The organism is Vibrio sp. MMH1-50 (assembly GCF_022347645.1).
Lineage (GTDB): Bacteria > Pseudomonadota > Gammaproteobacteria > Enterobacterales > Vibrionaceae > Vibrio > Vibrio harveyi.
This window is the reverse complement of the sequence record NZ_JAKRGG010000061.1, coordinates 1-12,986: the sequence shown is the minus strand read 5'-3', so window position 1 is coordinate 12,986 and position 12,986 is coordinate 1. Positions and strand designations below refer to the sequence as shown.

Here is a 12,986-nt window from a genome sequence, read left to right as displayed (position 1 = left end):
ACTTGGAAAGAGCTAGCTATTACACTGCGTTGTTTTCCTTACTCTCGAATCAATGACAGCGCTCTGAATCCTGCATCTTGAAGTCACTTGGGTATAACAGCACAGCGTGAGGGTACAACAAAAAGGGGATATGACTATCCCCTTTACTGTTTCTACTTACCCATTAGCTCTTGGGTAAAATAATCCATACAAAGCTGTTGGGCTTGTGGTTTGATACTGACCTGCTCGTTTTCTCGCTTACTAATAAACTACTTCAGTGAGTTGTGGTGCATAAATTGATCCTCAATGCCTTTGAGCTTCATGTCGTCCATGATGAAATTCACCGTATTTAATAAGCGCTGTTCGCCTTTCGGGATAAGGTAACCAAATTGACCTTTGGTGAACGGGTCTTCACAGCGTGCGGCTTCTAAACGCTCATCGGTGACTTGATAGAATAGACCTTCAGGTGTCTCGGTAACCATCACATCCACTTTGCCCGTAGCGACAGCTTTCGGTACATCTAAGTTATTTTCGAAACGAGTAAAGCTGGCATCTTGCAGATTTGCATCGGCGAATTTCTCGTTGGTGCCACCGATGTTAACGCCTACACGAACGGATGCTTGGTTTACTTTATCCAACGTGTTGTATTGCTCGGCTTTGCCTTTTGCGACCAAGAAACACTTGCCAAACGTCATATAACCCTGAGTTTGTTCTGCATTCAATTGACGTTGCATCTTACGTGTAATACCGCCCATCGCGATGTCATATTTGTCTTGGTTAAGGTCTGTCAATAGGTCTTTCCAAGTAGTACGAACCAGCTTTAGCTCTACGTCTAATTGCTCGGCGATGTGTTTCGCGACATCAATATCGTAACCAGAGTAACTTTTGCCGTCATAGTAAGAAAAGGGTTTGTAATCGCCAGTTGTACCGACACGCAATGTTCCTGATTTTTGAATGTCTTCTAGCTTGTCGGCTTGAGCGACGCCAGAAACTGCCAGTGTTACGGAAGCAAGTAATAATGTTGTTTTTTTCATTGTTGTTGTCTGATTTGTTGTGTTTGAACGAATTTTCAAACTAACAGGAACCGCAGCAAAAACAGATCAAACCAATCGAAAAAAGCGTAATTTTTCAAAAATAATTTCTTGTCTTGAAAGTGATTGCATTTGTCTCTTTATGCGTAAGAAGAGCAAGGTTTTTTGTATGAATGGCAGGGCGTTATGAATCGGATTCATCCTAAGAAATTACTTCGTAGTAAATGGACGGCGGCACAACCCGTAAATAAAGAAAAGCACTTTATCATTTCAGAAATGGAGTTTGATGAAGAGGGCAATGTCGTGAGGTGTGTGATTGAGGCGGTTATGACCAAGCGAGAGCGTGAATTAGATTGGCATGATCTAAAAGATACACAGCAGTGGCGACAAGGATGGAAATAAGCCGTTGGAAACCCAAAAACGAGATGGAGTTAGAAAAGTGATGAATATGAGTAGGTTCGTTGTAGAGACTTTGCTATTAATGGAGTCGTCACTCTACTTATTCAAACACAAGGTAATGCCATGATCGATTTTGACAGTTCCTCGGTATTCAAGCTTAAGCCAATAGAAGTCTCTAAAGTTCGCGACGATTTTCACAAGTTCTTAATTGACGGTGAGACCGTTTTTGCTGGCTTTAAAACCGTCCGTGACCAAGTGGTGTTCACCAACAAGCGTGTTATCGCTGCTAACGTTCAGGGTATCACTGGCTCAAAAGTGGATTACACGTCGCTTCCTTATAGCAAGATAAATGCTTTCTCGATTGAGACATCAGGCACGTTCGATTTAGACTGTGAAATTGAGTTCTTTCTCAGTGAGGTTGGGCGAGTGCGCTTTGAGATAAAAGGCTCGTTCGACCTAATCTCATTCAACAAGATGATAAGCGAGTATGTGCTGGCTTAATGTGCCTCAATGCCGTATCTACAGATAAACAACAAGGAAGCAAATATGCTTCCTTTTTTGTTCTTGTACTTGGGTATATTAAGAACGGGTAGATAAGTTTGCTGTTTGAATCACTGCGCTGTCGCCAAATGACAAGACAAGCGATGGTGTTTTCTTTACCTTTCGGCTTTTTGAACGATTGCAAAGGGAAGAGAATGACGGTTGTATTTGAGGGCGTTCCTCTTGTTCGAACAGAGTGGGTTCACGATCTGGCAGCGCTTTTCGACAACAGTAATATCGATGTGCATCAGCTTATTAAAGTAAGCAAAGCCCCTGAAGACATTCAAATGTCAGACGTTGAGTTTCTGCCCGAAACCATACTTAGAAATCTGCTTTTAGCGTTCGGAGAGTCTTGCCCTACCGACGAATTTATTCACACCATTTGGACCTTGTGTCGCGATTTGTATGTGCCCAAAGTGTTAGCACAGTTAGCCCTTACGCCGACAATGACGGTCGCTGAAGCCATTGAGGTATTCTGTCATTCGATGCGCCGATATTCGAACAATACACGCCTTGGCTTGGAGCAATACCACGATCGCATATGGTTTGCGAGGTACAAAGATGGGGAAAACCAACCTTGGTATCAATATGCTGAGATGTTTAGTCTCATTTTTATGGATGAACTGGTTGCTGCACTTGCAAACTATCGGCAGCAAACCGTAAGTGTGAGTGTGAAGAGCACCAATATGGAACGCTTCTTTGATTGCCGACAATTGAAGCATGTGCAGTTTTACACCAACCGAGCGGCAACGGGTATCCAGCTTGATGACGCCGTGTTAAACAAGACGATTTGTATGCCGAACAAAGGGCGATTTGATGGGAGTACCGATCTCAGTGAAGTGCCAACCTCGTTTGTTTCCTCGTTTGGTTTTGCGATTCTTCCCTATATTTCTTTTGGGCGATTTTCCATTTTGGAAGCGGCTCAAATTTTGGGTATTCATAAACGAACGTTACAGCGACGTCTGCATGATTGTGAGGTGACGTACAGCCAAGTGATGGAATCATTGCTGCTGGAGCGCAGTTTATCTCTGCTCAAAAACTCCACTCTTTCTATCACGACCATTGCAGCATCCTTGGGCTATGCCGATACCGCCAATTTCACTCGTTTTATTCGTCGGAAAATAGGCATGACGCCTTCTGCTTACCGCAAAACTTGAGGTTTGGGGTGTGGCGCTAATGTGCTTTTCACTCAGGGTCATCAATTCCATCTTGTGGCACAGGATGACAATTTATATTTCTCTCAATCAATAAGATGAAGGGCATCGAAACTAAAGAGAGAGAAACGAAAATGTCCCATCGATTCCATGAGTACCGTTCACCGCTTACCCAATCCTTCGAGCACGCCGTCGAGTACTTAGAGTCTTTAAATGAACGACCTGTCGACAAATGTGTGACATCCCAGGAACTGAGAAAGGCGATTGGTGGTGCGCTGCCAACTACGCCAACGGATCCATCTGCGGTGATTGATGAGATGGTTAAGAGCGTCGATGCCGGTCTGATTGCAACAGGTGGTCCTCGTTTCTTTGGTTATGCAATTGGTAGTTCTTTCCCTGCATCATTAGCGGCAGATTGGCTAGTAAGTGCGTGGGACCAAAACGTGCCGTATTACGTTGCTAGCCCTGCGTTATCAGTGGTTGAAGAGACGGCCGCTGAATGGATGACTCAACTACTCGGTTTAGCGCCTAACTCTGGCATTGGCTTTACTTCTGGCGCGCAAGAGGCAATTTACACCAGCCTTATCACTGCTCGTAATGCACTATTGCAACGTGCAGGTTGGGATGTGGCTGTTCAAGGTATGTATGGTGCGCCGCGCATTAATGTGGTTGTAAGTGATCAAATTCACTCAACGATTAAGCGTGCTCTTTCAATGATCGGTATTGGTTTGGAAAATATTGTTAAGGTGCCGACAGACAACAACTTACGCATTATTCCAGACAACTTAATGGAAACGATCACCGCACTTGAAGGACCAACTTTAGTTTGTGCGCAAGCGGGCTGTATCGACTCTGGCGCTTTCGATCCTTTCCACGCGCTTGCTGACGCTGTCGCTGCGCATGGCAATGCATGGCTACACGTTGATGGTGCGATTGGTTTGTGGGCGGCTGCAAGTGCAACACATCGTTACCTTCTTGATGGTATTGAAAGAGTCGATTCCATCGATACAGATGGTCATAAGTGGTTCAACATGCCTTATGACTCGGGCATGGTCATTGTGAAGGATGCAGGTTTGCTGGCTCAAGCGATGGGAGGCAGTAATATGGGGGATTACCTGAACGATGCGATGGATAAACCAGATCGTAATGCCATTAATTTTGGCATTGGTGCTTCGCGTCGTGCACGTGGTGTACCTGTCTACGCTGCGTTTAAATCGCTTGGCAAACAGGGCATTGAAGAGCATGTTGATCGTTGTACTTCGCTTGCACAACATATGGCAGAAAGGCTTTCAACGGTAGATGGCATTACTATTTTGAATGATGTTGTGTCCAACCGTTTTTCCGCACAGTTTGGTGAAGGGGATGAGGTGTATCGTAACGAACTGACAGCACGCGTGGTCCATCGACTACAGCAAGAAGGAACGCTTTACCCTTCTACTTCGGGTTACAAAGGGCTGAAAACCATGTTGTTCTCAGTGCTAAGTTGTCACACTTCTCTTGAAGATATCGACTTATCCGCAGAGAAAATCGTAAAAGCATATGTGCAAGAGAAGCAACGCATGGATGCTGAGTAACGTCTTCGAGCCCAAAAACTGAATATAAGCCCAGTTTGATACTGGGCTTTTTTATGTCTGCTCAATGTACTTAGGCATGCAATGACAATTAATCCTGTATGGGTTTACTTATTCTTTTTGTATCACTTATCCCATTCAATAAGGATTCAGATATGAAATCAAATCTATTCACTCTTCCCTTTGGACTCACTCTTCTATTTGGAGTAGCTATTCTCAATGGATGTTCGAGCGCTAAGCCCGTCGACAGTCATCTTGTTAGTGCCTCAGGGGTTGATACGGCATTCTTAATCAGTAAAAAAGCCAGCTTGGTCGGGCAGATTGAATATTCAAAAGCCGACGCAAAAAGTAGCGCTGCTCTTAATCAAACCCAAACCAATATCAAAGTTTTCAAGGATGAAGAAAATACGTTAACTCTCGCTCAGGTGAAGAGCTGCAACAACTGCAATTACCATTTAGAGCGTGGACATAAAGGCGTGTTATTCCCAATCGGAGACGCAAATCAACATACGTATATTGGTAGAAAAAAGCTCGCGAGCTTGTACTCAGAACATCCCATTTATGTGGACAAAATTCGTGATTTTATCCGTGCTAATCCTTCGCAAGTAGAACATGAAGAAGCTTGTATTGACGTGCTTGCGGTCTATTCGAAAACAAGTCGGATTGAGGTTGGAACGATCACTGATTGTGCGACTCCGCTAAAAAGCCACGCGATTAGAAACGTACAAATGGTGCCACTCGGTTGATATTCCGTTGGCGATGCTGCGATTAAGAGGGCGAAAACTCGTGAGACAGTAGCCCCCGAGTTCATACCAAAAAGAAAAAATACAGGAAGAAGACAAACGCCAACAAGGTTGCAGATAACACTGGGTAGATGATGTAGGAGTCATGATTGCTGGTGCGCTGGTAGCAGAATGAGACCAGCAAGATGTTGTAAACAACGAGCAGTAAACTGATCATGGTACCGCTATTCAGGCTCAAACTTGATAACTGAGTAAGAAAGAATCCCAGCAATAGATAATCAAAAACGATTAGCCAAAGGAACGCTTTCTTTAGCGAATCATTGTTAGGCTTATTGGCCGCGGGTAATGGCATATCGAACTCAACTAAACAATTACTGCAATCATGATATTGGGGAAAAAAAAGGTCACGCAGAAGGAATGAAACTGGTGACCTTTTTGGGTTTAGAGGTCTTGAATCTTGGCTTTTTGATTGTCAGATTCAACAGAATAACGAATCACTTCTTGTCTTATCACTGGCTGGTTAAACTCCGCTTTCTGTTTTGCTTTTTCTAGTTCACTGTCTTGCTGGTCTCCGAAGAAGGTTTCTAAAACCTGAGCAGCGGGCGTAGTGAGAATAAACAACTCTATACGGCGGTTTTCGCTTGAATCTGGTTCATCCGGGTTAAGCAGCGCACGATCGGACATCCCCGTGACTTGCATGACTCGCTCATCAGGCATGCCACCCTCAACAAGCGTTTTTCTCGCAACGTCGGCACGAGACGCGGACAATGCCCAGTTTGATTGTCGACCAAAGTGCTTTTTGAAAGGTGTAGAGTCAGTATGACCACTGATGATCAATGGGTTGCTGATGCGTTCAAACACAGGTGCAAGCGCAAGCAGTAAATCTTCAAAGAAAGGGGTCAACTCCGCGCCACCACGACTGAACATGTGCTGCTTGTAATCATCTTGCAGTGCGATACGTAGACCTTGTGGCGTAATGGTTACGTTGACGTTACCTTGTGCGCTGATTTGACCTACCACTTCATCGATGACTTTCGCCAGTAGAGCAAGTTGCTCTTGTGTATCGAAGTTACCAGGGATCAGCGAGTCGATTTCTGGACCATCGCCATCACCTTGGAAGTACGAACTCACGACATGATTCGAGTTGTGTTTACTTGGCACAGAAGAGTCCTGTGCCAAGTCGATTGGAGAGATACTTTGCGAGGTATCGAAAGGGTTACCGTAACTCTTATCGAAGACACTCGAGCTATGAAGGTGAGCCATAATGGCTTTTCGCTCTTCCTTGTCGACCACCTGCATGACCCAAAGTACAAGAAACAGCGCCATCAAAGCGATCATAAAGTCGGCAAACGCGACCTTCCACGCGCCACCATGAAACTCATCATGGTTGTGTGCTTTGACGCGTTTGAACACCACATGCTCTTGTTTTTGCATTATCCCTCCTGTTCAGATAGCCACTTCTCCATTTGGTTGAAAGTAGGTTTGATGTCTAACTGAATGTGTTTACGACCAGCATCGATAGCGAGCAATGTTGGCTTTTTCGCAACGTAAGCGACCAAAGTGGCGCGCACACATTCGAAAGCCGTCATATTTCGTTTCACTCGCTGAGCCATGGCGTTACTGAGTGGATCTAAACAACAGTAACAACCAAAAATACCAATGAATGTACCGACGAGGGCAGCAGCAACGTGATAACCGATTAGGGCAATCGAACCGTCAATGGCTTGCATAGTAATGATGATGCCACCAACTGCAGCAAGAATACCGAACCCAGGAAGTGCTTCTGCAGTGCGTTGCATAGAGCGCGATGGCAACAGCATTTCGGTTTGAATTGCTTCGATTTCTTGTTCTAACAGTCCCTCTAATTCATGAGGCGACATTTGTCCCATTGCCATTAAACGTAAATTATCAGTAATGAAAGAAATAAGACGATGGTCGTCACTTACTTTTGGATAAGCGAGGAACATAGAGCTCTGTTCTGGTGATTCAATATGTGAATCGAGAAACTTAAAACCGCGGCTGCGAGCAGTCTCTAGTAGATTGTTAAGCAGCGCCATTAACTCCATGTAGTATTCATATTCTTCGTCAGGACCTGAAATGGTTGCGCGCAATTGCTGACGCATTTCTTTCAAGACTTGCGGAGGGTTACCAATGATCAGTGAGCCAGCAGCGGCACCAATGATGATCATAAATTCAGCGGGCTGCCAGATTGCACCCAGATTACCGCCTGCCCACATGTATCCGCCGAAGACACACAACAGGACAGTAATGGCTCCAAAAAACTTTTGCATCTCGTGACTCCTAAGAGGACATTAATTGGTTAAGTTGTTTAAGCGCTTGTTTGTGCAACTGACAGATGCGAGGTGGTGTCAGGTCGAGCACGAGCGCGATTTCATGTAGGTTGAGTTCGTGTTGGTAAAACAAGGTCAGCAACAGTTGGTCTCGTTTTGGCATTTTGCCAAGAGCACTGTCTAAGCTACGACGTATATGTTCATGCTCCATACCGTCATATTGACCACCAAAGTGGCTGTCATTACCGCTTTCCATCAACTGATCGAGACTTTGCATTTCGCCTGCAAGCGCCGCGTTTTGACGGTTGTAGTAATCTTTCTCATCGGTGCCGAGGGCTTTGATGATCTCGGCATCGGTGGGCATTCTGCCAAGAGCACGAGTGAGATCTCGGGTTACGTCGTTCAGCTCATGCGCTTGCTGACGTGTCTTGCGCGATCGCCAATCCAATCGGCGTAGCTCATCGAGAATGGCACCACGAACACGACAAACGGCGAAAGCAGGGAAGTGTGGATCTTCCACATCCCCGTAACGACGACCCGCTTCAACAAGAGCAATCAGACCAATTTGTTGCATATCTTCGATGCTGCAATGAGACGTTGCATGAACACGCAGTTGGTTCACAACACGTTTGACCATGATCTGATGACGCTGCAATAGTGCATTCTCGTCAATCGGGCGAGACGGCGTGTTTACTTCCTCCGTCTCGGTATAACTTTCCTGTAAGTTCATCTCCAACATAGTTGTGCCCCGTTATTGCACAACGTATTTGGTTAGCAGAACATCATCGATATCACGCACGATGTCAGTTTTTGCGAATGCCAGTAGCAAGGTTTCTTTCACCTCACTTTGCAAAGTGTCGATAGCACCTGTTTGTTGTAGCTCATCGAATGTTTTATCGCTGAATAGCTTAAGCAATGAGTTCTGCACCATAGGCATGTAGTCATCGATGCTTTTGATGCGCTCAGGGCGACGTGTTTCTAAGGCTAGCTCTAACATTACAAAGTGCGTTTGTTTTTTACCTTTGATAGTCAATACCACTCTCTCCAACGGATGGAAGCTTGGTCCTTTACTCGTTGGTTGCTCGACCGCTAGAAAAGCCAGTGGGGAGTCCTCTAAATAGTCGTTGAAACTGGACGCCGATGATACTGACTGTGCGCTTTTGTTTAGATACCAAATACCACCAATCACAGTGACTCCGGAAACGAGGGCACTGGTGATGATCATGGCGATAAACAGGGCGATCATTTGTTGTTTGGTCATAACCTTTTTCCTCGGTGATTCATTAGGCTTGAGTGTTCAGCCAATGCTCTGAATAGTTTGTTGTTGTATTAGATTGAAAGGTGTTGGATTCGCGAGCGGCAAAGATAGATGCCTCTTCTTGGTTGCCATCATGCGCGTGTCGCTCTTGACCTTGATCCGAGCCGACATTGACATCGACATGAACGAAGTTTTGCTCTTGAAGTTCCGTTCTTAAGCGTTCTGAAACTTGCATCAATGCTTCGCGTGTTACGGCGCTATTAGCGTTGATTTGCACGCTTAAGCGATCTCCCTCGACACGAACCAATAGATCCAACTTACCGAGTTCTGGCGGATCGAGACGAATCTTGGCTTCTTGCAGGTTCTGCTGTGCTTGCAACGTCACGCGGTCTTGAAGTACCTGCATCATCTGCTCACCCCATTTACCAGAACTGGTATCGACACGAACTGCCGCCCATTCCGACCCCTGAGCTTGGGTTGCTGCGAGCGGCGTCGTAGGATTGGTGTGCGCCGCATGAGCTGTCGGTGACTGCACTTGCGCATTAGCCGTCAAAGGCTGTCCCTGAACTGGCTGGTTAAGGAGTGTTTGCAAATCTGCTGCAGATACTTTGACCTGATTTGTGGCGCTAGCTTTAGCTATGCTTTGATTCTCTGACGTTGGCGTCGCCGCTCCCAGTGTAGAGTGTGGTTGAGTTGCCGTACTGGTTGCTTGCGTTGAGCCATTTATCGCTTTGGTCGTAACTTGACCAGATTCGCCTTGTTTACCGGCTGCTTTCACCATGCCTTGCATCAGAGCTTGTGCTTGAGCTGCTAAATTGGCTGGTGTCGCTGGAGCTTGAGAACTGAGTAGGGCATCCACCGGGGCATCTTCAGAACTTGAACCTTGCTCGGTTGTTTCTGTATCGGCAGGCGCTTTAGGCAACGCTTGTGCATTCAAACGAAAGCCGGGTACAGGAACGTGACCGGATAGCGGTTCTTGCTGAGTTTGAGAAGATGATGCAGAAAACCCTTGCTCGGATCGTGCCTGCATTACTTTTCCATCTTGTGTTGGCTGAGAAGCAACACCGCCAGAAATTGAATTGGTTACCATCATTGTGTTAGCTCCATGGTCATTGCAAGTTGATACGCCATGGCTCGCTCTTGCTGGTTACTCACCGAACTCATTTCTTGCTCTAGCTCGCTGGTGGCTTTTTCCAACGTAGTAAAAGCACTCGCGTGCACTGCTTTCGCTCGTTGGATTTCCGGCGCCAGTTTTGGATCTTTCAAGAATGGCTTGTGGCTAATAAGCAGCTCTCGCAACTGTAAGTCGTAGCGCTTGAGAGCTCGCCAATCAGCCGTTTTAGTGGCGATTTGGATCAGTTTTGACAAGTGGCGAAATCGCTCTGGCGACACTTTATGCTTGCTGTCCAAAATTCATCCAACCTTCTCGAATGTTACCCATGACACGTTCAACGTTGTCTAAACGTGATATGTCGTTTTGTACGCTGGTGTAGAACAGCTCTACTTGGCAGAAGTCGTAAAGTTGGCGTAAGTTATCAGCAATTTCACCGCCGTTCTCTTCATCTAAAGCACTGCTTAATCCAATGAGGATGTTCATGCATTTGTTAATGCTTGCGCCTTTTTCCGCAAGTCGGTTGGCAGCTAGGTGACCACGTATACGTTCAACTTCATCGAGTAAGCCGTCGATTAACATGACAACGAGTTGATGTGGGTTTGCTGATGCAGCTTGCGCATCAAGATCGACTTGCTGGTACGAGTCGTAGCCGGAATCCATGAGCATGAGTAGTTCTCCTAAAGCCTTAACCAAACAACGACTGGGTTTGGTTCATTTGCGTCATTAACGTGTTCATTTGGGTAAATTGTTTGATGTAGCGTTTGTACGACATCTCGTACTTGCGCTCTAACGTGGTTTGCTTATCTTCGATGCGTCCAAGGTTGGCTTGTAGTGCATCTTTGCGAGATTTGAATGTGCCAGAAGAGAACTTCAGGAAAGGTTCAGCCATGTCATCCAGTGAATCTAGAAGTGCACCATCGCCGTTAAAGATGGATTCTAGTGCGGCACTATTGCTCTTTTGAGCTTCGTTGAACTTGGTTTGATCGACTTTCATTTTTCCTGAACGGTCTAACGTAATGCCGATTTCACTCAAACGCATGCCGCCGTATTCACCACGAACTAGGCTCGTAACTTGGCTTTCGATAGAGCGCATGGTTGGATCACTAGCAAGTACGCCGCGTGCTTGATCTTCGCCGCCTGTTTTGGTGTATTCGTCGATGGTTGAAATCAATGAGTTATATGCTTCAACAAACTTATCAACTTGTTCTTTTGTGCCTTCTGAATCTGTGCCCACTTCAAGTGCAATCGGTGTTTCACCTGACTTTTGCGCTTTTGTTACTGTGAGGTCGACACCATCAATCACGCCTTCAAAAGTATTGCTTGCGTTAGTTAGCTTTAGACCACTGCTTTCTGCACCAAGCCAAATGACAGCGTCTTGAGGTTTACTAATCTCAGTCGTGCTAGTGAAAGCATTTTCAAACCATGCTTCACCAGTACCCGATGCACTCACATTGATTGTGTTTGCGACACCTGTTTTGGTGCTAGATAACATGAAGTGAGTTTGACCATTAGAACGCACAAGTGTGGCGTTAACGCCAGGGTTGTCGGCATCGTTGTTGATTGCACTAACCAGCTCGGTCATGGTTGCTTTACCGTCACCGTCGCTATCAACGGTTGATAAGTCCAAGCTCATGCTTTCACCGTTGATGGTGAAATCTAAAGAACCCACAGCAGGGATTTCTGTCGATGCATCCAAGCTCGCAGGCATACCCGTAGAGATCTGGTGTGAGGTTGCAACTTGCTCAACGAAGATCTGATAGTTACCCACCAAAGCTTTAGCATCGGCATCAGCAGTAAAAAAGCCTTCTTGAGATGTCGTAGCTTTGTTTTTGATAACGCTGTTGGTGCTGCTGTTCATCTCTTTAACGGCGGTGCGGAAGTCACGCAGAGCGGTTTCTACTTTGCCCAACGCCGTTAATTGAGATTGATACTTGTCTGTTTGTAGCTTGTAGCGTTGCTGAAATGGTTGAACATCTAACGTGGCGAATTGGGTTGCCATGCTTATTGGATCTAACGAACTCATGAGGTCGCTCCCTCTCTCATCTGTGGTTGGCACTGCGAGCTGTCGCAGTGCCACTAATAAATTGTCTATCGCAAGATGCGTGCCTAATGTTTAAGTCTATATAAAACAATGCATTACGATGATTTTGTGTAGTTGGGAGGAAGCGGATTTTCCACCTGTTGGTTCCGCTCTTCCCCTGAATACTCTTGGGGTTTCCCAAATAGAAGAGGCGACCAAAAATAGTCAAAGATTTAACGCAATACCCGAGTAACCTGAGAGGCTTGGTTGAGTGAGAATAAGTTGGGTATCGAGAGGAGAAAACGAGGCTATGAGGCTGTACGCATAGTGAGCGGATTTCGGGGTTTACTGCTAAGTGTTTCAGATTTTTCTGACCCTAATAAGAGAACTGTTTTTGCTATCTTATGCCCCTGCAATTTTTGTGGTTGCTAACGTCCGGCTATTCCTCAATTAGATCCAAAAAAGAACGACAGTAATGAATGATTTTGTTTTTAGACTTATGAAGTGTGCCCGTGCATACGAAGCCTTCATTGGAACCAAACTACGCAGTAAACAGAGTATTAATGCTGAGGAGTTGGCGAGTATTCGTATTGAAGCGGTTTCGCGATTCCCTGAGCTTAAATCTTACCATCCAACTCATGGCGCGGAATCTGCGGAGCTTGAGCTGTTTAATAAGGTGCTGATCAACACCATGCTCAAAGCTGGATTTCGTGTCCCTACCAATCAAAATAATGGTGCAAGTAGTATCTACATTCGTCGTTAATAAATCTTTTCGTGGCGGTTTTTCATTTATACCCAAGTAACCTCGAGATGCTAGGTTCAGCGAGACTGACTTGGTTTGTAGACGCGGCGGCGATTTAAAGGTTTAGTGGGTCTAAATCAAGAA

At 45.6% G+C, this 12,986-nt stretch carries 16 protein-coding genes; 6 read left to right on the top strand and 10 right to left on the bottom strand.

The features are described from left to right. Positions 1 to 248 precede the first annotated feature (248 nt). On the bottom strand, positions 249 to 1,013 hold the full coding sequence (locus tag MHO32_RS24565; RefSeq protein ID WP_239214707.1) for a transporter substrate-binding domain-containing protein: 765 nt from the start codon (positions 1,011 to 1,013) through the stop codon (positions 249 to 251). Positions 1,014 to 1,196: 183 nt separating this feature from the next. Between MHO32_RS24565 and MHO32_RS24560 the strand changes: the two genes are divergently transcribed. From MHO32_RS24560 to MHO32_RS24540, 5 genes are all read left to right on the top strand, one after another. Continuing rightward, the gene (locus tag MHO32_RS24560) at positions 1,197 to 1,412 is read left to right on the top strand and encodes a TIGR02450 family Trp-rich protein (protein WP_005448652.1); all 216 of its coding nucleotides are present in this window, start codon (positions 1,197 to 1,199) and stop codon (positions 1,410 to 1,412) included. A gap of 120 nt (positions 1,413 to 1,532) precedes the next feature. Further along, on the top strand, positions 1,533 to 1,910 hold the full coding sequence (locus MHO32_RS24555; RefSeq protein WP_005448655.1) for a PH domain-containing protein: 378 nt from the start codon (positions 1,533 to 1,535) through the stop codon (positions 1,908 to 1,910). Positions 1,911 to 2,104: 194 nt separating this feature from the next. After that, entirely contained in the window at positions 2,105 to 3,106 is a 1,002-nt protein-coding gene (locus tag MHO32_RS24550; protein ID WP_017188594.1) for a helix-turn-helix domain-containing protein, read from the top strand. Positions 3,107 to 3,237: 131 nt separating this feature from the next. Next, a complete protein-coding gene (locus MHO32_RS24545) occupies positions 3,238 to 4,677 on the top strand; it encodes a pyridoxal phosphate-dependent decarboxylase family protein (RefSeq protein ID WP_239214705.1) in 1,440 nt (479 codons plus the stop codon). A gap of 152 nt (positions 4,678 to 4,829) precedes the next feature. Then, entirely contained in the window at positions 4,830 to 5,420 is a 591-nt protein-coding gene (locus MHO32_RS24540; protein WP_239214703.1) for a hypothetical protein, read from the top strand. Positions 5,421 to 5,481: 61 nt separating this feature from the next. Here the strand turns inward: MHO32_RS24540 and MHO32_RS24535 are convergent, their stop codons facing one another. From MHO32_RS24535 to fliD, 9 genes are all read right to left on the bottom strand, one after another. Next, a complete protein-coding gene (locus MHO32_RS24535) occupies positions 5,482 to 5,769 on the bottom strand; it encodes a hypothetical protein (protein ID WP_038898762.1) in 288 nt (95 codons plus the stop codon). A gap of 89 nt (positions 5,770 to 5,858) precedes the next feature. Next, a complete protein-coding gene (locus tag MHO32_RS24530) occupies positions 5,859 to 6,851 on the bottom strand; it encodes a flagellar motor protein MotB (protein ID WP_005448665.1) in 993 nt (330 codons plus the stop codon). Continuing rightward, the gene (motA, locus tag MHO32_RS24525; RefSeq protein ID WP_005448668.1) at positions 6,851 to 7,708 is read right to left on the bottom strand and encodes a flagellar motor stator protein MotA; all 858 of its coding nucleotides are present in this window, start codon (positions 7,706 to 7,708) and stop codon (positions 6,851 to 6,853) included. The genes MHO32_RS24530 and motA overlap by 1 nt, the downstream gene beginning before the upstream one ends. A gap of 10 nt (positions 7,709 to 7,718) precedes the next feature. Then, complete coding sequence (locus tag MHO32_RS24520; protein ID WP_005448669.1) at positions 7,719 to 8,447, bottom strand: FliA/WhiG family RNA polymerase sigma factor; 729 nt, start codon at positions 8,445 to 8,447, stop codon at positions 7,719 to 7,721. A gap of 12 nt (positions 8,448 to 8,459) precedes the next feature. Then, on the bottom strand, positions 8,460 to 8,969 hold the full coding sequence (locus MHO32_RS24515; RefSeq protein WP_005448671.1) for a flagellar basal body-associated FliL family protein: 510 nt from the start codon (positions 8,967 to 8,969) through the stop codon (positions 8,460 to 8,462). 22 nt (positions 8,970 to 8,991) lie between these two features. After that, complete coding sequence (locus MHO32_RS24510; protein ID WP_239214701.1) at positions 8,992 to 10,059, bottom strand: flagellar hook-length control protein FliK; 1,068 nt, start codon at positions 10,057 to 10,059, stop codon at positions 8,992 to 8,994. Then, the gene (locus MHO32_RS24505; RefSeq protein ID WP_005448673.1) at positions 10,056 to 10,376 is read right to left on the bottom strand and encodes a hypothetical protein; all 321 of its coding nucleotides are present in this window, start codon (positions 10,374 to 10,376) and stop codon (positions 10,056 to 10,058) included. The genes MHO32_RS24510 and MHO32_RS24505 overlap by 4 nt, the downstream gene beginning before the upstream one ends. Beyond that, positions 10,360 to 10,746 (bottom strand): flagellar export chaperone FliS, encoded by a 387-nt coding sequence (gene fliS, locus MHO32_RS24500; RefSeq protein ID WP_239214690.1) that lies wholly within the window; start codon positions 10,744 to 10,746, stop codon positions 10,360 to 10,362. The genes MHO32_RS24505 and fliS overlap by 17 nt, the downstream gene beginning before the upstream one ends. 19 nt (positions 10,747 to 10,765) lie before the next feature. Further along, positions 10,766 to 12,103 (bottom strand): flagellar filament capping protein FliD, encoded by a 1,338-nt coding sequence (gene fliD, locus MHO32_RS24495; RefSeq protein WP_005448675.1) that lies wholly within the window; start codon positions 12,101 to 12,103, stop codon positions 10,766 to 10,768. Positions 12,104 to 12,575: 472 nt separating this feature from the next. Here fliD and MHO32_RS24490 point away from each other — a divergent pair, with 472 nt between their 5' ends. Further along, entirely contained in the window at positions 12,576 to 12,863 is a 288-nt protein-coding gene (locus MHO32_RS24490; protein WP_009695925.1) for a hypothetical protein, read from the top strand. The last annotated feature ends 123 nt before the right edge of the window (positions 12,864 to 12,986 follow it).